Genomic DNA, 19,086 nt, shown 5'->3' with positions numbered 1-19,086 from the left:
GAGTGTATAATTTTGCAAAGATACGCTATCTATTTTAGCTGGTAAAATGACAATAATATTGGATTAAATGTTAAAATTTGATGGTTTTTTTTGTTTTTTCGGAATGATTGTTGTTATATTTACCACATAATCATTTAAAAAAACAACTGCGTATAGTATAATATTACTTTTCAAAATTTAACCCCTTGCTAAGAAGCTTGCTTCTTACTACTAAGAGTAATATTATGAAAACAGAACTTATCCAAGACGCAGAGTTGGTCAGCAACTACATCAGAGGAGACGAGAGTGCACTATCAGTTTTGATAGAAAGACACAAGCAAAAGATTTATAGCTTTATTTATTCTAAAGTTTATGACAGGGACATTACAGAAGATGTATTTCAGGATACTTTTATTAAGGTAATTAGAACCCTTAAATGCGGAAAATATAACGAAGAAGGCAAGTTCCTTCCTTGGGTAATGCGTATTGCCCACAATTTGGTTATTGATCATTTTAGAAAAAACAGTCGCATGCCTAAGTTTGATAATGCTGGTGAATTCAGTATTTTTTCTGTACTGAGTGACTCTAGTCTAAATGCAGAGAAGAGTATGATTAAAAATCAGGTGGAATCTGATGTAAGACGCGTTATCGAAGAACTTCCTGAAGATCAAAAACAAGTACTATTAATGCGTATGTACCAAGATATGAGTTTTAAGGAAATTTCGGAGCGTACAGGTGTTAGCATCAATACAGCTTTAGGAAGAATGCGCTATGCACTTATCAATATGCGTAAGGTCATAGAACAAAACAATATAATTTTAACGAATTGATACAATAATGCGTTTCAGAGTACGTTATTGTCATATAACAAACCCTAATTTAAAAATATGGCAAAAGTTTACTCTAACGTTACCCCAAAAAATGATAACCTAAAACCAAAAGATGAAACGGTACGTTTCCTTTTGAATTACTCAAAGGCTTTAAGTGTTATAAATTATAATAAATTGAAGTTTGAAGCACTTCTAAATTAAGTTGGAAAAGAATCCTGATTTAACAATCAGGATTTTTTATTTGTATTAAAAAGAGGAAGTGTTCAAATATTCGTTTTGAAGAAGTCTTAAGTAGTCCAGTACTATTTTTCTTGCTGGGTAACTCCGTTTAAGACAATTTTTTCCATCACTGTCATATATTGTTATTGCAAGAAACCAGTGTCCCTCTCGTTCTACATAACCATCTTGAAATATGGGGTCTAAACCTTTTATTTTTAGCGAAGCATCAACAGCCAGTCCTAATAAGTTTAATTTTTTGTTGGGTATTTCGGCCTCATGATAGGTTAGATAATAGGTTACTTTATTTATGGATATGGGAACATCGAACCCAACATCCATATCATTGAGCTCAAATTTAGTATTTATGAAATTATAGAATTTATCAGCATCCTTTGGGTCTTCAAAGATAAAAGCAGTTTCTCTTGGGAATTTTCGTTGAAATTTTTTTGCTGTGGCAATTTTATGTGTAGCAATTGAAGGAGCTTTTCTTAAAGAGATGCACGAGGTCATTAAGATAGCCAAGAAAAGAAGTGGAAAATGCTTTATGAAAGAGAAGGTTTTCAAGATTTAACGATAGATGATATATTTTCAGTATGTAGATACTCTTGTTTTAGATCTTTTAAATACTTCAAAATTAGTTTATGATTTTTGTGCGAAGATTTTAAACAGTCTTTAGATTCATTATCCATTATGGTCAAAACTATATACCATGTGCTGTCCTCAATAAGCACATCATCGGTAATACCAAGTACATCAATTGCCGTTGACATTTTTTCAACCTCATAAAACGATAAATAGTAAAGCTGGTTATCTATTCTAAAAGGTACCTCAGCGTCTACTTCGAAATCATAAAGTTCATATTTTGTATTTATAAAATTGTAGAATTCACCTTCTTCTTTAGGGTCCACAAAGATGAACGCTTGCTGTTCGGGAAGTTTTCGTTTAAACTTTTTTGCTTCTTTTACTTTATAGCCCCTTTTTTGAAAATCTGGTGCTAAACTTACGGGAATACAGGAGGTTATTGTAAATGCGAGTAGTAAGAATATAAAATGTTTCATGAACGTGATGTAAATAATAAAGCGTCGTGATTAAATGTTGTTAGGTATTCTCTACGTAAATCCTTTAAGTAATTTAGCACTATCGATTTTTTAGGATGTTTATCCAATAAACAGTTTTTGATATCTTCATCGTATACAGTTATAACAATATACCAGTAGCTGCTTCTCTTGATATATTTATGTTCAAAGCGTTTAGAATTTTTATTTAAACCTTGTTCTGAATTAATAACTAACGCTTCTTGATCTGAACACTCGTCTACATATATGGATTCCACTTCAGAAAAGGATAAATAAAATATTTCATTGTTTAATTCAAAAGGTGTATTCACCCCAACATTGATGTCTTCTAAGTTGAATTTTTTATTAATGTATTGGTAAAACTCATTAGCACTTTTGTAGTCTTTAAAAATGAATGAAGTTTCCATGGGAAGATTATCTTGAAGTTTATTGGCCTTCATGACCTTAAAGTCTTCATTCTTAAACGTTGGTGCAACCTTATAAGGAATACAGGATGTGAATACAAAAATAGAGATCGGTATTGTAAGGTTTTTCATTAATTGATGGTTTTTATAGTAATCATCAATAATTATACCAACACTACTTTTTTTGCTTTTTATAATAATCGCTAATTACCGATTTCCGACCAACCGTTTTAGTGATGATGTCTTTGTCCAAATCCCAACCACGAGCAGGTGAATACTCTCTTCCATACCAAATGATTTGAAGATGTAAATCATTCCAAAGTTCTTTCGGAAAAATACGCTTGGCATCTTTTTCAGTCTGCACCACATTTTTGCCATTACTTAAATTCCATCGGTACATTAAACGATGTATATGTGTATCTACTGGAAAAGCAGGCATCCCAAAAGCCTGTGATAAAACGACTGCCGCTGTTTTGTGTCCTACTGCCGGTAAGGCTTCCAATGCTTCATAGGTTTGGGGAACTTTCCCATCGTATTTATCAATGAGTATATGTGATAAGCCATAAATACCTTTACTTTTCATAGGTGATAAGCCTACGGGCTTAATAATGTCTCTGATTTCCTCAACACTCAATTTAACCATATCGTAAGGGTTGTCGGCACGTTCAAACAATAATGGAGTAATTTGGTTGACTCTCACATCAGTGCTTTGTGCCGAAAGCAATACAGCAATTAATAGGGTATAAGGGTCTTGATGGTCTAAGGGAATTGGGATTTCTGGATACAATCGATTTAACGTATTTATAACAAATTGTACCTTTTCTTGCTTTGTCATTCATCGTATTTTTACAAAAACAAATTTAAGCAATATGACGCATTTAAAAGTAGGTGATAAGGCACCAGATTTTACGGCAAAAGATGAACAAGGGAATACGATTTCACTTTCAGATTATAAAGGAAAAAAATTAGTGGTTTTCTTTTATCCTAAAGCCAGTACACCAGGGTGTACTGCTGAAGCTTGTAATTTAAATGATAACTATGAGCGTTTTCAAGCCCAAGGTTATGAAATTTTAGGCGTTAGTGCCGATAGTGCAAAACGTCAATCTAATTTTAAGAACAAATATAATTTTCAGTATCCCTTATTAGCAGATGAAGACAAAGCTGTTATAGATGCTTTTGGTGTTTGGGGCCCTAAGAAGTTTATGGGTAAAGAATATGATGGTATCCACAGAACTACATTTGTGATTGATGAAAATGGAATTCTAGAAGACGTCATTACCAAAGTAAAAACTAAAGCGCATACATCTCAGATTTTAACAGAATAGCTATAAATTATAGTAACAAAAAAGCGACCAAGTTGGTCGCTTTTTTGTTATAATTATTTTTTTCATTTATGAACTACTTCCTCGGCTTCACAACCAAATAAACTCTTTTCCTTAATGAGCTTAGCCACACCTTCTGGAAGCATTTCTTCCCATCCATCTTCACCGTTTGCAATCATCTTTAATACAGTTCTAGAGAATACGGATAGGTTAGAGGAATCAAAATCTGTGATATCAACAACTTTTCCATTGTATTTAAAGAACTTGTAGAGCTCCTTCATGCGTGGATGTACTTTTAGGTTTTCGCTATTGGTAAGGCTACCATCTCGATCCTGCATAGGGTAAAGATATACACGTAAGTCCTTGTAGAATAGCTTACCAAAGGCTTCAAGAATCCCTCCGCTTAAATGGCGATAGTATTTTTCATCAAAAATGTCTACCAAGTTATTTACGCCAAGGGTAAGTCCCATTCTACTTCTGGTATATTGCGAAAAGTATTCTACAAGCTTATAGTATTCCTGAAAATTGGAAATTAAAACGGTTTGTCCCAAAGAGCAAAGTAATCTAGCACGATCCATAAAATCTTGCTCATCAATTTCTCCCTCGGCACGTAAGTTGGATAAGGTAATTTCAAAAATGACCTGAGTCTTTTCTTTGTCTACCTTATTTTCTTTAATGAACATTTCATAAGATTTCTCATACATGTCCATATTGACCTTTGTTACAGGTCTAAAACTACCTCTCAGCGCTAGTATATTCTTTTTATAAAGGACACGTGCAGGTAATACATTGTTTCCGTCTGGTGCAAACATCACCGCATCCGTCATTCCATTTTTAACTAATTGTAAACTCATTAAACGGTTATCAATATCTTTAAAAACAGGGCCGGAGAAGTTAATAGTATCAATTTCTAATTGATCTTTATCTAAATGATCATATAGGTAGCGTAATAATTTTTTAGGCTGATTGTATTTGTAAAAGGCTCCATAAATTAAGTTGGTCCCTAATTTTCCTAAAGTTTCTTGTTGTAATCGTGCATCGTTTTCCTTAAAACGGATATGCAATACAATATCATTATACTCTTGGTCTGGTGCAACCTGATATTTAATACCAACCCAACCATGACCCTTAAACTTCTTTGCAAAATCGATAGTAGCCACTGTATTAGCGTAAGAGAAGAAAAGTTTAGTAGGATGATTTTCTCTTATAATACGCTTTTCAATGAGACTGACCTCGTGATTGAGCATTTTTCGCAGTCTGGCTTCGGTCACATAACGCTTGTCATCTTCAATACCATATATGGCATCACTAAAGTCTTTGTCATAAGCAGACATCGTTTTTGCTATGGTTCCAGAAGCACCTCCTGCTCTAAAGAACTGGCGTACAGTTTCTTGTCCTGCACCGATTTCTGCAAATGTACCGTAGATGTCTTTATTTAGGTTAATACGTAAGGCTTTATCTTTTAGAGAAGGAATATTCTCAAACTCAGAGTCCCCTTTATACGTTATTTCTTCCATGTTTATTGGGATTACATCAGTAATGCAAAGGTATTAATTTAGCTTAGTAAACAAAAAAATAAGCTTACTTTTGTTATAAACTTAACACCTTTGAAAATAACATTTTTAGGGACTGGAACTTCACAGGGAATACCGATTATAGGTAGTACACATCCTGTTTGTTTAAGTGATAATCCAAAGGATAAACGACTGCGTGTTTCGGTTCTGGTCGAATGGGATGATTATTGTTATGTCGTCGACTGTGGTCCGGATTTTAGGCAGCAAATGTTAAACGCGAAGGTTTCAAAAATAGATGGTGTGGTGTTTACCCACGAGCATGCTGACCACACCATGGGACTAGATGATATTCGTCCGTTTTTCTTTAGGCAAGGCGATATTGATTTATATGCGCATAAACGCGTTTTTAAAGCCTTAGAAAAGCGTTTCGACTATATTTTCACTACGAAAGCTAAATATCCAGGCGTTCCTAGCGTTGTGAAGCATGAAATTAAGAACAAACCCTTTACATTAGGAAATCTTGAAGTTATTCCAATAGATGGATTACATTATAAACTACAGGTCTTTGGATTTAGATTTAAGGACTTTGCTTACCTCACGGATATGAAAACGGTTCCTGATGTTGAATTAAAAAAGCTTAAAAATTTAGAAGTGTTAGTAGTTAACGCATTGAGAGAGGAGCCGCACATATCTCATTTCAATCTAGTGGAAGCTCTCGAGTTTATTGAAAAAGTGAATCCTAAGAAAGCTTATTTAACGCATATTAGTCATCACCTAGGATTCCATGACGATGTGCAACAAAAACTACCGGAAAACGTTTTTCTGGCATATGATAGTTTACAAATTACAATTTAAGATATAGTAGATATGAGGAGTAGAGTTTTTATGTACTTGTTTATCTTTTCGGTGCTGATAATTATTTTTCAATATGTCAATTCCAAAAATATTATTGATAAGTACGAAAAGGATATTAAAACATTTAAGGCTAAGATAGAAACCCAAGAAAAGTCCGTTGCTGATTTGGAAGAGCAAAACTTTGAACTTAATTACTTTAATATAGATCGCAATGATAACGCTCTAGATTATTTTATCGCTCAAGGCTATGATGCCGATGAATTGATTACGGCGATAACGGAAGGCTTATATAATATGAATGATTATGAAGGTGAAGATCATCCCATTGTGCCTTTTGTTTCTATGACCAATTCTAAACTACTTATCAATAAAATCAGAATCGTCAATCATAGATGGATACTAGCCAATTTTACAGACGGAGAGCATTGGGGCGAGATTTTCGTGACCTATGAGATTGATGAAAATAATAATCTTAAATATAAGTTGGCAGAGTACTTTATGTACCCTAAATTGGGTTAGATGTACTGTCTTAACCAATTTTTGAAATCATAAAAGTTCTGAGGAGCAACGCCATGCCCAACAGGATATTCTTTATAAATATGATTTATTTCTAAAGCATCTAGAAAACTTGGCGTTTTTCTTGCCCATTCTACAGGAATGACCTGATCTACAGTTCCATGTGAACAGAAAAAATTTAAATGTAGTACATCTTCATCATCAATCCGATCAGGAAGAATATCTTCATTAATATAACCACTAAGCGCAACTATATTTTTTACTTTACGAGGATAGCTCAATGCCACAGCATAGCTCAAAATAGTACCTTGACTAAAACCTAAAAGCGTTACATTATCGGCATTTACAGGATAAGTTTTACAAGCATAATCAATAAATCCAGAAATCAAATCAACAGATACCCTAGCTTGTTCGTCATCACTCCATTTTCCTTTGTCGGCATCGAAATTAATGGCGTACCAAGCATTACCAAAAGGATGCATGGCGTGAGGTGCCCTTAACGAAATAATGAATAATTCCTCTGGTAATTCTGATGCAAATGAAAACAAATCGTTTTCATCACTGCCATAGCCATGGCACATAATAAGTAGTGGAGCATTTTCCTTTAAAGATGATGGTCTTGTAATGTAATGTAAGTCAGCCATATTTTATTGACCAATGGATTTAAACAAGTTCTGAAAGAAGTTACCTAGCAAAGGGATTTTGTTCATCTTACCAGTAATTGCACTAAAAATACCATAGAGATACAATACCGAGAAGAAAATCCAAAAGGCCATACTGATATTCATACTGTTAAAACTACTGACTAAAAATGCAATCGAAATATAAAGCAAACCCAAACCAAGAGCTTGTCTTACATGAAATGAAGTAAAAGGATTCTTTTTATTTTGATTCATAAAAAAGGCAATCAACGTACCAAATAAGGTCAAGTAAGCTACAAAACTTAATGTTTTTCCTTCTTCAACTGTATTTTGATCCATTATTTTAAAACAATTTTGTTATTGGCAATGACTCCATAGGTTTTACCATTTAATTCCATACCTAGGAATGCGGAGTTCTTGGATCTTGAAGTAATATCAGGTTTACCAAATTGATATTTCACATCTGGATTAAATAAACTTAAATCAGCTACTTCACCTATATTAATAATTGAATCGCTTACTCCAAACCTTGATCTTCCTTTCGTGAGTAGACTTATGGTCTTTTTTGTGGTGAATATAGTTTGAAGCGCACCAAAAGCGGACTCCAGACCAATAGTGCCGTACTTGGCGTAATCGAATTCAACTTTTTTATCCTCAATATCAATAGGGTTGTGATCTGTTGTAACCATATCTATGGTGCCGTCTTTTAGTCCTTCAATTAGCGCATCGCAATCGTTTTGAGTACGCAAAGGTGGTAATACCTTATATCTCGTGTCGAAACCACTCAGACTATCATCAGTAAGCACCAAATTATGTATAGCTACACTGCAGGTAACGTCTAATTTTTTAGCTTTTGCTGCTCTAACCAATTCTACTGATTTTGCAGTGGATATGGTTGGAATGTGTAATTTACCTTCGGTATACTCCAGTAAAAATAAATCCCTTGATATTTGAAGTTCTTCTGCCAAAGCCGGATTCCCTTTTAAGCCTAGTCTAGTACTGTTAATATGCTCGTTGGCAACACCTAGACCGCAAATTTTCGATTCTTGAGGAAATGAGCACACCAAACCTCCGAAATTACTGGTGTATTGCAATGCAATTTTCATCAGATTTGGGTTAGCAATGGGTTTTTGATAGTCATAAAACGCCATAGCTCCAGCATTTTTCATATCGAAAAGTTCGGCTAAGTCTTCACTATTACTTGACTTGGTTAATGCACCAATAGGATAGAGGCTTGTAGCTTTACCCTCAGCCTTAGACTTTACAAACGTAATATCGGCGTAACTATCGATAACTGGGTTCGAATTTGGGTTTAAGGCAACAGCTGTAAATCCAGATTGAGCAGCAGTTTTTAAGCCATTATCAATGGTTTCTCGCTCTTCATAGCCTGGCTCACCAAAAGACACACTACTATCAAACCAACCTTGGGATACATGTAGATTATCAAGCTTTATTTCTCTGTAATTATTAGGATTTGAAATACGTTTGGAAATCTTAGAGATACGACCTTTTTCAATTAAAATATCAACCGTTTCATTGTGAAAATCACTTCTAGAATCAACGATAGTGGCAGATTTTATAAGTACGTTCATTTAAGATATTTTAGTAGTAGTATTTCTATGATTAGGAATACTAGCGCAAAAATAACAAACCATTTCCATAGTGCATTAATTGTTGTGCTACTTTTTATGTTATCGATAGTTGACGCCAAACTAGTATTGAAACTTACATTTTTAATGGTTTGTAAATCATAATAACTGAGATTGCTCTCATTTCTATTGTAGTTAAAGCTTAAATTCTGTAAGATTTGTGCTTTGTTTTTTACGTTAAGAATACCAGCAGTATTAGGGTAATCTTCGGTTTCTAAAACTACTAATTTGCTATATGTTTTTTGAAGGGGAATGACTGAAGTTTCTCCAGAATCTAAAGTTAGTATATCATCTTGTCCTAATGTGGCATTGATTGCAATTGTATTTGACTTTCCAATGGAATAATAAAGCTGAGGTAATTTTAAACTTTGCTTTCCAATGTTATAAAGTACAGGCACTATTAAAGGCGAATTTTTAAAGTTGGAATTGTCTTCATTTAGAGGAGATGAAAAAACATATGTATCAGTGTTACCCATCAAAAAACTGCTACCATCATCATAGGACAAAATAGTGTTTGTATTTGAAGAAAAACGATATGCTTTTTCTACTTTGGGATATTGAAAATTAGTCACCTTCGAATAAAAAGCATTCACTAAAAGTGGATGGTTGTAATTAATCGATGTAATTCGTTTTTTATTATTGTTTTGAGCATTAAACAAAGGAATATAATTATCTCTAAACATTTGATTATAAGAACTTAAATTAATATTACCTGATGGTATAATTAATATAGTGCCTCCATCCTCTTTAAATGCATTTAAAGCAGTTCTCAGTGCTTCCGAAATGATTTCTATTTCGTTTAATACGATTAGATTTTGATCTGGAATTAAATTGAAGTTGAGCGCGTTGATATTGTAAGATTGGTAATCAAATTCATCATCGGTATAAATCCGTTTTAAGAAACTATCTTCTACCAATTCATTTATGGTCAAAACCTTAATTTTTGGTTTTGAGTTGATATTAAAATAAAAGGTATTGTCGTACTGTAATCCCAAGTCGTCGATAACCAATTTACCGTTTATCACCATATTGTTAGAAATGGTAAAGGACGTTTCGATTTCGCCATCAATATCAACAGCACTTTTTGCCATTAAGGCATCATCGTTAAAAAGTGAGATAGTAACATTTTCCAAGGCTTCTCCTTGACTAGAAAGCTTTGCACTGAGGTCTAATGTCTCAGCCGAAGTATTTGATATGTAAACACTGTCAATACTTACATTAGAGAGTAAATTATGTTTAGGCTGCACCAGTTTTAAATGTACTGTACGATCACCTTCAAAAGAAAGTGGGCTAGCTTTTTGTTGAAAATCAGAAACCAATACCAAATTCTTTGTTGAAGTAAGGTCATTGGAAAATAGCTGCTCCCCTTTCAAATGTAGAGCTTCGTAATTGAGTTGCGTAGGAGCGTAATCCAATTGTATTAAATCATTTTTTAAGGCTTTGACACTGGTATTTCTAAAGGTTTGATTATTGGTAAATAGACTTATGGGTTCGTCTTCCGGTAAAGTGTTTATAATATCTTGAATAGCTTCGTTTAACAATGTCCCATTTTTACCCTTGGCTTGCATACTATAGGAATTATCCAAGTAGATAACCGTCTCTTGAGCCTCATTAAAATCTTCAGCATTTGGTATAAAGGGCTGGGCAAAGGCTATTATAGCAGAAGCTAAGAGCAATAGACGCGTTAATAAAGTCAACCATTTTTTTAATTGCGAACTTTTACGTGTTTGTAGTTTTACGGCTTTCAAAAATTTGACGTTGGTGAACTGTACTTTCTGAAAACGGCGTAATTGAAATAAATGGATAAGAATAGGAATAACCAGTAAAAATAGAGCGTAAAGTAATTCGGGATGTTTAAACTGCATTCCTGTGTGTAGGATTATTATTTAGCCAAATATAGAAAATGAAAAAGGATAACGGTATTGCGCTTTTGAGAATTTTAACAGAAAAAAAAGTAATCTCTCATTGGTAACATTTCATGGGTTTTAAAATACTGAACAATGTCTTTCTGTTCATTGTCATTGGCCACAGTGACTATGCTTTGAGGACGATTAAGTTGTTGCAAATATTCAAAATTTAAGAGTTGTTTACCGTAGATATCTTTACCTATTTTCTTTTGATTGTCACAAATCCAATAGAACGGAATTTGATTTTCAATCAATAATTTAGCCACGGTTTTACCTTTATTACCAGCTCCCCAAATGGTTAGTGGTCTTTCACTATCGTAATCCAACTCTAAAAAATAGTGCACTTTGATATCCAGAAAATAGTTAATGGCATAATGTTCGTGAGTTCTGGACGTGCGTGTATTGTAATCACGCCAATGAAGTAACACCTCATCGCAAGGAATACACTTGTAACCAGCTCTGTAGAATCTAAAGGTCAAATCATAATCTTCAGGATATCGGTTAGGCTCAAAACCCTCACAAGCTGTAAAATCATTGCGATGCAGCATCCAGCAAGGTGATGGAATGACACACTCTTTGTATATTTCGGTATAGTTGGTTCCGGTTTTAGTTAATTGGTTAATCCAGTGTTCATAGCGTGCATAACCATCGCTTACACCATCGTCTCTAAAATATTTAACCTTACCAACAGCCAAATGTTTCTTGCCGTATTTAATAAGGTTAGTTACCATTACTTCTAGGCGGTTTGGAGTCATCATATCATCGCTATCCATTCTAGTAATATAGTTGCCGGTAGAATGCTTAAATGCAGTTCTCAGGGCTTCTATGATGCCATTACCTTCATTTTTATAATGTTTAATTCGATGGTCTTTTCTCGCAAATTCTTCAACAATATTAGAAGACAAATCATCAGAATGGTCATCTACAAGTATCGCTTCCCAATATTCATAAGTTTGATCTATAATAGATATAATACATTCAGCAATAAATAGTTCAGTATTCTTATAAGGGACTAATATGCTTACTCTTGGATGAGACATGCTACGAATTTAACAAAACCTTTGGAGTTAAAGTGGTTACAGATTGTAGTTTTGTGCGTCTTGTAACGGAAACATTATTAGAATGAAGAATTATTTAGCCACCTTGGGTTTAAGTGTAATTTTGGTCGGTTGTGGTTCGGCGAAACCGAAAATAGATGATTTAGCGATAAACAACCCCATACAAACCAGTTTAGATTTAACGGCAGTAGTTGATGATAAAGTACCGGTAACTATTAATCCTGGACGTTTTACTTCGGAGACCGTAACCTACAGATTGCCTAGGGTGGTTCAAGGCACATATTCTGTCAGTGATTTTGGTAAATATGTAGAAGATTTGAAGGCTTTGGATTATGATGGTAATGAGCTTGAGGTCACTAAAGTAGATACTAATACTTGGGGCGTTACTGATGCAACTAAGCTCGATAAAATTACCTATTATGTCAACGATACCTTCGATGTAGAATCTAGCGGAGGTATTGGTGGAGAAAACCCTTTTTCTCCTGCTGGAACCAATATCGAAGAAGATAATTATGTGCTGAATTTGCATGGTTTCATAGGTTATTTTGATTCTTTAAAACGCAACCAATATGAGTTAGATGTTATATCTCCTTCAGCATTTGTGAGGACTTCGGCTTTGCCAGATCAAGGGACTACAACGAGTGAAGATGGAAAATCAGTAAGAACAAGCTATTTTGGACAGCGTTATTTTGATATTACCGATAATCCAATGATGTACGGTGAATTGGATGTAGAGGAATTTATGGTAGGCAATATTAAAATCGTATTAAGTGTATATTCACCAAATAAACTACACACTGCCGCTAGTCAGAAAGAAACGGTATATAAAATGATGCAAGCCCAAAAGAACTATTTGGGAGATATTAACAGCACAGCGCGCTATGACATCTATTTATATTTGTCTGATGGTTCTGAAACTGCACCAAAGGGTATGGGAGCTTTGGAGCACCATACTTCGACTGTGGTTGTATTACCTGAATCGTCAAGTAAAGAAGGCCTAGCAGAGTCTATTATAAATGTGGTTGCGCACGAATTCTTTCATATCGTTACCCCATTATCAATACACTCAGAAGATGTGCATTATTTTGATTATAACCAACCAACGTTTTCAAAGCATTTATGGATGTACGAAGGCACGACCGAATATTTTGCCCAGCATTTTCAAGTGTACGAAGGATTGGTAGAGCCTGCGGATTTTTATAATACAATGATGTCTAAGATTGCGACTTCTAAGAACTTAGATGATGCTATGAGTTTTACCATTATGAGCGAAAACGTACTGCAAGAGCCTTATGCATCCAATTATTTAAATGTTTATATGAAAGGCGCACTAATTAATATGTGCATTGATATTTTAATGCGCAAAGAAAGCAATGGTAATCGAAGTGTCTTGTCCCTAATGAAAGAGCTATCGGCAAAATACGGTCGGGAAAAACCTTTTGTTGACGATAACCTTATCGCAGAGATTACAGCTATGACCTATCCTAGTATTGGAGAGTTCTTAAAGACCCATGTAGAAGGTGATGTGCCCATAAACTATAATGAATTCTTTGAGATGGTCGGGTTAACCATGGGGGAATCTGAAGTCCCTACCAATTATATTTTTGCTGGAGGTCAGAATATCATTTTCGATGCTGATCAGGCCAAAGGCACTATTTTCTTCTCACCAATGGCATTAAAGAATTCATTCTGGAGATCCCAAGGTGTGCAAGTTGGTGATGTGATTAAAAAAGTTAATGGTACTGAGCTCACCTTGCAAAACGCACAACAAGTTATTGGCGGCATGTTTGGGTGGCAACCAGGACAACAATACAGTTTGGATATAGAACGTAACGGTGAAGCCATGACTTTAAGTGGTACTTTGGAAAAGGCCACGGCAAAGAGCGAATCTTTGGTAGAAGATGAAAATGCAACCGATGCACAAAACACATTAAGAGCAGCTTGGTTAAAAGGCTAATGTTGCCATTCTTGCTAAAGCAGGAATCTCATGATAAAACGAAAGGCTTCCAAACGGAAGCCTTTTTTAAATATTAGAAATTATAATGACTACCAAAACGATGAAGACTATTCCTAGGACTATGTTCAAGCAACCATGTGCACCATCATATGTTAATGAATCATTATCAGAATCGTAAATATATTCTTTAAAGGGCCGTTTGGGTCTGTTAAAAACCAGTTTCCATAATGATGCAAAAAACCATCGTATAGCACCTCCTATAAAATTCAAGAACGTAAAGATAATTAACTCACCAATGATTTCACCCATAATGACTTAAGTAAGAGACCTAGTATTAAGCTCGAAAGTTATAAAAGAAAATGTAAAAATCAGAACCCTTCAAAAACACCTAGACCAAATAGTGCAAAATCGTACTTTACAGGATCGTTGGGGTCGAGCTGACGTAAGTTAATATCCAATTCTGCCAAGGCCTTAGCGTCATTTTGTTTTCGTTTTAAAAGCCCTAGTTTTCTGGCCACATTACCCGAATGTACATCCAACGGACAACTGAGTTGGGAAGGCGAGAGGCTTTTCCAAATGCCAAAATCAACACCTACGTGGTCTTGTCTTACCATCCAGCGTAGATACATGTTAATCCGTTTAGCAGCCGAATTTTTTAAAGGATCGCTCACATGTTTTTTAGTACGTTCTAAATGTGGAATTTCAAAAAAAACCTTCTTAAAAGCATGAATACTTTGCTTCAAAGAGGTTTTCTCAGCAGGTTTGGCAAAGACAGCTTCAAGTCCGTTATAAGTCTTATAAATATGTTGCAGACTTTTAATAAACTGAACAAAATCATCACCATTAAACGTGCGATGCACAAAAGATTGTAAGACTTGCAAATCTGAGTCTTGGTGCTGCATCACAAACTCAAAAGGGGAGTGATCCAATAACTCCATCATTCTATTGGCATTGTTAATAATGCTCTTACGATTTCCCCAAGCAATAGTAGCGGTAAGGAAACCGGCAATCTCGATATCTTCCTTTTTAGAAAACTGATGCGGTACCTGTATAGGATCGCTCTCAATAAACCTAGGATGATTGTAAAGGTTGACCTTTTCGTCTAGAAAGGTTTTGAGTTCTGAAGTTTTGAGTTTCAACTGTTAATGAATTTTGAATGCAAAAATACATCTAATTGGCGTAGTAACGTTAACAGAAACTCGTCAGTTCGAGTGTCCCGACAGTTAAGGTCGGGATGTATCGAGAACAAGAATTAGAATTTAAAGAAAGTTCTACTGAACGCCGTCGCAGTGCAATTCAATCATGAATTACTGAATCGCTCGAACTGATATAAAAGTTTTATCTTTAAAAGCATTATAAATCTAGGATTATGGCAGCACTTGCAACCCAAGAAACCGATAAAAGTGTCTCGGATTATATAGACCGTATTGAAAACGAGACCAAACGCAACGATAGTAAAACCTTAATAAAGATAATGTCTGAGATTACAGGTCATGAACCCAAAATCTGGGGCGATTATTTTATTATCGGTTTTGGCAAGTATAAATACAAACGCAAAAGCGGAAAGGAAGAATTTGAATGGTTTAATGTAGGCTTTGCGCCAAGAAAATCCAAAATGACCATTTACTTAACGTTTGACATTAGCCAAGAACAAGCGCTTACCGCTAAACTCGGCAAGTTTAAGTGGGGAAAAGGCTGCTTGTATGTGAATAAATTGGCAGATATCGATTTAGAGGTATTAAAACAATTGATCGCCAAAAGTAAAGCTGCTACATGGCATTGATTTTGGTATAACACTTACAGGTATTTTGTATAACACTAGATATAAATACAGGCAATTTGATATACAAAATGCATGCTTATGTAAATTTATATAGCTCTTGCTATTGTTAGGGATACGGATAATTGCTATATTTCATTTGGTTAATGTAAACACAGACCTATTTACGTGTTGGGCGTCATACCTGAAAAACGAAAATGCCAGAATTAAGCAACATACAGACTTATGAAAAATTGAATGGTAATAATATTAAACCTTCAATTAAAAAATTTACCAAAGTTTTGGAGCGAATTGGTGTATGGAATTCTGACCTTAAAAAACAATTTGAATCATTGGAATGGAAAGTAGAAGATAACGGATTCGTTTACTTTTCAAATTCTGAATTCGGATATTACAAAACTGATTTTTCGGAAATTAATGTCAGACCTCTTGTTATGGCTTTGACACCAGCGATTGACAAGACGTTTCAGGATAATTGGATTTCCTGCGAACTACTGATAGAAACGGGAACTATTCGGAACTTTGAAAACGGAAATTATAATGAATCGACTTTTGAGTTTATCAAAAAACTTGTGAAAGAAATAGCAACGGAATTTGACCAAACTGGAATTTATTTTACAGACGAGGCACAAGATGGAGAAGACTTTGACGGAATAAGAGAAAATAACCAAAAGAAACTTTGGAATTTTGATTATGCACTAATCCCTAAAAAGATTAAAGAACTTTACGGAGAAAAACCGAAAAATTATATCATTAACGAATATGACAATTGGATTGAATCTTGGAATTCGGAAAATTGGAATGAAAAAATTAAAAGTACGAACGCACAACAATGGCCATAATTCATTGTGGTTTTGTACCACACCAAAGTAAAAGTATAAATCAAACGGCTAGATTTCAGCGGAATAATCCTGCGGATGATTCCACAACGAAATCATAGCCGAGACCGTTAGCTACAATGCCGAACAAAATTCATAGATGATTTTATTTTTAATGCTTCTAACCTTTATTATAGTCTTAACTTATCCTATTTGGGCATTAAAAATGTATCGTGCATTAAGGGCAAAGAATAAGCCTAAATTTTATAAGTTCTCAATAATATTAATAGTTTTGATTTTAATTCCAGGCTTCTATTGGAAACTATTACCAGGTTCAAATCTATTTTGGAATCCTATTGAGAAAGCAGAAGAACGCAACTATAATGTCGAACTGACTGGATTTGAATTTAACGATGGCGAGTTGATTTATGAATACGAAACCGAAAGAGCTTTTAATGGAGATGGATATTCGATTTGGATTTACAAAATTGACGACCAAACGGTTGAATATTTTAAAAATCCGAAAGAGGAATTCTTTACTAAACATCCAAGTACCGAATTAAGGAGTCAATGGGAAACTGAATTCTGGAAAAAAACACCATTTGACAAGCAAGAGAAAAAGTTTTTGGACTTTGCCCACACCACTCTTGAGAAATTGGAATTTGAATTAGAGGACTTACTTTATGAAAAAGGGAATTACTATGCCTATAAATATTATATGCACAGTTATGGAATTGGAAATATTGACTTTTACATAATTTGTCCGAATAGGAAAATAATAGTACAAATAAATCATAACACTTAAAAGCACAGTAGCTAACATTGGCTATAATTCATTGCGGTTGAATTCCTTAATCGGAATTCAACGCAATTTTGCTATCTTTCGGCTACGGCGGAAAGAATCCTGCGGATTTTTCCGCAACGAAATCATAGCCAAAACCGTTGTGGTTAATTTGAGAATGAAGAACTTAACAATATATTTCTTACTGATTTTCACACTTTTAAGCTGTAATGAAAAAGTGGTTGACAGAATTGAAATTGGTCAAGATTTATATGTTGGGCAATCACTCGAACAGAATAAAAAACTATCGGATTTGATTACTCGAATGCTGAATAAAGAATCTGGGGCATTTTTGGAATTGACTGAATTTTGGTGTGGTGGTGGAGCTGGTTGTTATGATTTAGGTTATGTTTTGACCCAAATAATTTACCGAATTGGAGAAAACGATTTTGCGAAAATTTTGAGTGAAATACCAAAATCAAAACGGAATGAAATCGAAGGGCTAATTGCAGTTGGACTTGAATACGGAGATAACGACTACGATGGAAAAATGGACGATAAAAGAATGGACACGGAATTTCCTAAACTGACTGAAATACTGAATGAATAAAAAAACTAACCACAACAATGGCTATAAGTAATTGCTTGTTCTCGCCTAGTCTTCGACAGGCTCAGACCATCGCTTCTGAAAATCCGCGAGGATTTTCAGCTTGGTGTGTACTTGCAAAGTTAACCGCTAAACCACGGAACTACTCATGGCCGAGACCGTTGTAACACATTTAACCAACCAATAATGTTCTGGAGCAAAAAGAAAAAACTACCAATTACCGAAGAAGACAAAATTTGGGTTGATGAAGACCTGAATTGGTTAAAAACGGAATTTGGAAAAGAGCATTTTATGGAAATCCGGACAGTAACACCAACTAAGGATTTCTACGAAAGGACTTTTGACGGAACTGAAAAAGACGCGGAATTCATTCTTGAACGCACAATGGAATTGATGAATATCCAAAGTGTGGATATAAAATTGGACTTTTTCTCTGACTCACCTATCGAAATGGCTGACGGAACAATTTTGACAACACCAGCTGACTTAGATGGAAGTTGGAAAAGTGCAAGCGGAACTTATCAGCAAACAGAAAATGGAACTGTAATTTCAATCGAGATTGGACAATTAAAAAATCCGATTTCACTAATTGCAACTATTTCTCACGAATTAGCGCATCAAATTCTATTAGGCGAAAATAGAATTGCGGAAAATGATGAATTTCTGACTGACTTCACGGCTATTACTTATGGATTTGGAATTTTTATTGGTAATTCTCGATTTAACTTCTCGTCATTTAGTACAAATGGAGGATTTGGATGGCAATCAAGCAGTCAAGGTTATTTACCTGAACAGATAATTGCTTATGCAATGGCTTGGTTATCAAAAGAACGGAATGAAAAAACTGATTACAGCCAATATCTGAATAAATCAATGAAAAAATATTTTGACCAAAGTATAGATTGGTTAATGGAAAATGAATAAAAAACTGCTTACAACAACGGCTATAGTTCATTACGGCTGAAATTCCACACCTACGCTAAAGCTTCGGTGCTCGCAGTCGGAATTTCGAGCCTTTTCGCTAAATTTATGGTTACTGCGGAATGATACCCGCGTACCATTCTGTAACGAAACCATAGCCTAGACCGTTGTATGCAATTAAACCAGACAATGAACAGCAGAACTGAAGAAATACTAAATCGCTTCGAAGAATCTTGGTCGGAAACTTATGAA

General features: G+C 34.7%; 23 protein-coding genes. 11 read left to right on the top strand and 12 right to left on the bottom strand.

Features of this window, described 5'->3' with window-relative positions:
- The first annotated feature begins 224 nt into the window (after nt 1–224).
- Both Q0992_RS13825 and Q0992_RS13820 read left to right on the top strand, forming a co-directional pair.
- Nucleotides 225–809 carry a sigma-70 family RNA polymerase sigma factor gene (locus tag Q0992_RS13825; protein ID WP_299525578.1) on the top strand — a complete coding sequence of 195 codons (585 nt, stop codon included), beginning with the start codon at nt 225–227 and terminating at the stop codon, nt 807–809.
- A gap of 57 nt (nt 810–866) precedes the next feature.
- Nucleotides 867–1,010: a hypothetical protein gene (locus Q0992_RS13820; RefSeq protein ID WP_299525575.1), complete on the top strand. Its 144-nt coding sequence runs from the start codon at nt 867–869 to the stop codon at nt 1,008–1,010.
- A gap of 45 nt (nt 1,011–1,055) precedes the next feature.
- Here the strand turns inward: Q0992_RS13820 and Q0992_RS13815 are convergent, their stop codons facing one another.
- Genes Q0992_RS13815 through nth form a run of 4 tightly spaced genes read right to left on the bottom strand, consistent with a single transcriptional unit; the run spans nt 1,056 to nt 3,343 of the window.
- Nucleotides 1,056–1,592, bottom strand: coding sequence for a hypothetical protein (locus Q0992_RS13815; protein WP_299525572.1), 537 nt, complete (start codon nt 1,590–1,592; stop codon nt 1,056–1,058).
- Nucleotides 1,589–2,086 (bottom strand): hypothetical protein, encoded by a 498-nt coding sequence (locus Q0992_RS13810; protein ID WP_299525569.1) that lies wholly within the window; start codon nt 2,084–2,086, stop codon nt 1,589–1,591. Before Q0992_RS13810 ends, Q0992_RS13815 begins: the two co-directional genes overlap by 4 nt.
- Entirely contained in the window at nt 2,083–2,640 is a 558-nt protein-coding gene (locus Q0992_RS13805) for a hypothetical protein (protein WP_299525566.1), read from the bottom strand. The genes Q0992_RS13810 and Q0992_RS13805 overlap by 4 nt, the downstream gene beginning before the upstream one ends.
- A 43-nt stretch (nt 2,641–2,683) precedes the next feature.
- Nucleotides 2,684–3,343, bottom strand: a complete 660-nt coding sequence (gene nth / locus Q0992_RS13800; protein WP_299525563.1) for an endonuclease III — start codon at nt 3,341–3,343, stop codon at nt 2,684–2,686.
- Nucleotides 3,344–3,377: 34 nt separating this feature from the next.
- Between nth and bcp the strand changes: the two genes are divergently transcribed.
- Nucleotides 3,378–3,833, top strand: coding sequence for a thioredoxin-dependent thiol peroxidase (bcp, locus tag Q0992_RS13795; protein WP_299525560.1), 456 nt, complete (start codon nt 3,378–3,380; stop codon nt 3,831–3,833).
- A 62-nt stretch (nt 3,834–3,895) separates the two neighbouring features.
- Here bcp and Q0992_RS13790 read toward each other — a convergent pair whose 3' ends face one another.
- Nucleotides 3,896–5,347 carry a TonB-dependent receptor gene (locus Q0992_RS13790; protein WP_299525557.1) on the bottom strand — a complete coding sequence of 484 codons (1,452 nt, stop codon included), beginning with the start codon at nt 5,345–5,347 and terminating at the stop codon, nt 3,896–3,898.
- 90 nt (nt 5,348–5,437) lie between these two features.
- On the opposite strand from Q0992_RS13790, the gene Q0992_RS13785 reads away from it, so the two are divergent.
- Both Q0992_RS13785 and Q0992_RS13780 read left to right on the top strand, forming a co-directional pair.
- On the top strand, nt 5,438–6,199 hold the full coding sequence (locus Q0992_RS13785; protein WP_299525554.1) for an MBL fold metallo-hydrolase: 762 nt from the start codon (nt 5,438–5,440) through the stop codon (nt 6,197–6,199).
- A 12-nt stretch (nt 6,200–6,211) separates the two neighbouring features.
- Nucleotides 6,212–6,718: a hydrolase gene (locus Q0992_RS13780; protein ID WP_299525551.1), complete on the top strand. Its 507-nt coding sequence runs from the start codon at nt 6,212–6,214 to the stop codon at nt 6,716–6,718.
- On the opposite strand, the gene Q0992_RS13775 is transcribed toward Q0992_RS13780, so the two are convergent.
- The 5 genes from Q0992_RS13775 to Q0992_RS13755 all read right to left on the bottom strand — a co-directional run bounded on the left by Q0992_RS13775 (nt 6,715) and on the right by Q0992_RS13755 (nt 11,952).
- Nucleotides 6,715–7,359: an alpha/beta fold hydrolase gene (locus Q0992_RS13775; protein ID WP_299525548.1), complete on the bottom strand. Its 645-nt coding sequence runs from the start codon at nt 7,357–7,359 to the stop codon at nt 6,715–6,717. The two genes, Q0992_RS13780 and Q0992_RS13775, sit on opposite strands and share 4 nt — an antisense overlap.
- A gap of 3 nt (nt 7,360–7,362) precedes the next feature.
- Nucleotides 7,363–7,695, bottom strand: a complete 333-nt coding sequence (locus Q0992_RS13770; protein ID WP_299525544.1) for a hypothetical protein — start codon at nt 7,693–7,695, stop codon at nt 7,363–7,365.
- Nucleotides 7,695–8,948: a dihydroorotase family protein gene (locus Q0992_RS13765; RefSeq protein WP_299525541.1), complete on the bottom strand. Its 1,254-nt coding sequence runs from the start codon at nt 8,946–8,948 to the stop codon at nt 7,695–7,697. Before Q0992_RS13765 ends, Q0992_RS13770 begins: the two co-directional genes overlap by 1 nt.
- Nucleotides 8,945–10,870: a BatA domain-containing protein gene (locus Q0992_RS13760; RefSeq protein WP_299525538.1), complete on the bottom strand. Its 1,926-nt coding sequence runs from the start codon at nt 10,868–10,870 to the stop codon at nt 8,945–8,947. Before Q0992_RS13760 ends, Q0992_RS13765 begins: the two co-directional genes overlap by 4 nt.
- 74 nt (nt 10,871–10,944) lie before the next feature.
- Nucleotides 10,945–11,952 carry a glycosyltransferase family 2 protein gene (locus tag Q0992_RS13755; RefSeq protein ID WP_299525535.1) on the bottom strand — a complete coding sequence of 336 codons (1,008 nt, stop codon included), beginning with the start codon at nt 11,950–11,952 and terminating at the stop codon, nt 10,945–10,947.
- Nucleotides 11,953–12,034: 82 nt separating this feature from the next.
- Between Q0992_RS13755 and Q0992_RS13750 the strand changes: the two genes are divergently transcribed.
- Nucleotides 12,035–13,927: a peptidase M61 gene (locus Q0992_RS13750; protein WP_299525532.1), complete on the top strand. Its 1,893-nt coding sequence runs from the start codon at nt 12,035–12,037 to the stop codon at nt 13,925–13,927.
- 66 nt (nt 13,928–13,993) lie between these two features.
- On the opposite strand, the gene Q0992_RS13745 is transcribed toward Q0992_RS13750, so the two are convergent.
- The gene (locus Q0992_RS13745; protein WP_299525529.1) at nt 13,994–14,236 is read right to left on the bottom strand and encodes a hypothetical protein; all 243 of its coding nucleotides are present in this window, start codon (nt 14,234–14,236) and stop codon (nt 13,994–13,996) included.
- 59 nt (nt 14,237–14,295) lie between these two features.
- The gene (locus Q0992_RS13740; RefSeq protein WP_299525526.1) at nt 14,296–15,066 is read right to left on the bottom strand and encodes a TIGR02757 family protein; all 771 of its coding nucleotides are present in this window, start codon (nt 15,064–15,066) and stop codon (nt 14,296–14,298) included.
- A 230-nt stretch (nt 15,067–15,296) separates the two neighbouring features.
- On the opposite strand from Q0992_RS13740, the gene Q0992_RS13735 reads away from it, so the two are divergent.
- From Q0992_RS13735 to Q0992_RS13715, 5 genes are all read left to right on the top strand, one after another.
- Nucleotides 15,297–15,710 carry a DUF1801 domain-containing protein gene (locus tag Q0992_RS13735; protein ID WP_299525523.1) on the top strand — a complete coding sequence of 138 codons (414 nt, stop codon included), beginning with the start codon at nt 15,297–15,299 and terminating at the stop codon, nt 15,708–15,710.
- 194 nt (nt 15,711–15,904) lie between these two features.
- A complete protein-coding gene (locus Q0992_RS13730; RefSeq protein WP_299525520.1) occupies nt 15,905–16,549 on the top strand; it encodes a hypothetical protein in 645 nt (214 codons plus the stop codon).
- A gap of 136 nt (nt 16,550–16,685) precedes the next feature.
- A complete protein-coding gene (locus tag Q0992_RS13725; RefSeq protein WP_299525517.1) occupies nt 16,686–17,330 on the top strand; it encodes a hypothetical protein in 645 nt (214 codons plus the stop codon).
- Nucleotides 17,331–17,484: 154 nt separating this feature from the next.
- On the top strand, nt 17,485–17,916 hold the full coding sequence (locus tag Q0992_RS13720) for a hypothetical protein (protein WP_299525514.1): 432 nt from the start codon (nt 17,485–17,487) through the stop codon (nt 17,914–17,916).
- A gap of 183 nt (nt 17,917–18,099) precedes the next feature.
- On the top strand, nt 18,100–18,837 hold the full coding sequence (locus tag Q0992_RS13715) for a hypothetical protein (RefSeq protein ID WP_299525511.1): 738 nt from the start codon (nt 18,100–18,102) through the stop codon (nt 18,835–18,837).
- The last annotated feature ends 249 nt before the right edge of the window (nt 18,838–19,086 follow it).

This window comes from Winogradskyella sp., from assembly GCF_028289625.1.
Classification (GTDB): Bacteria; Bacteroidota; Bacteroidia; order Flavobacteriales; family Flavobacteriaceae; genus Winogradskyella.
This window is presented reverse-complemented; position numbering and strand designations above follow the sequence as displayed.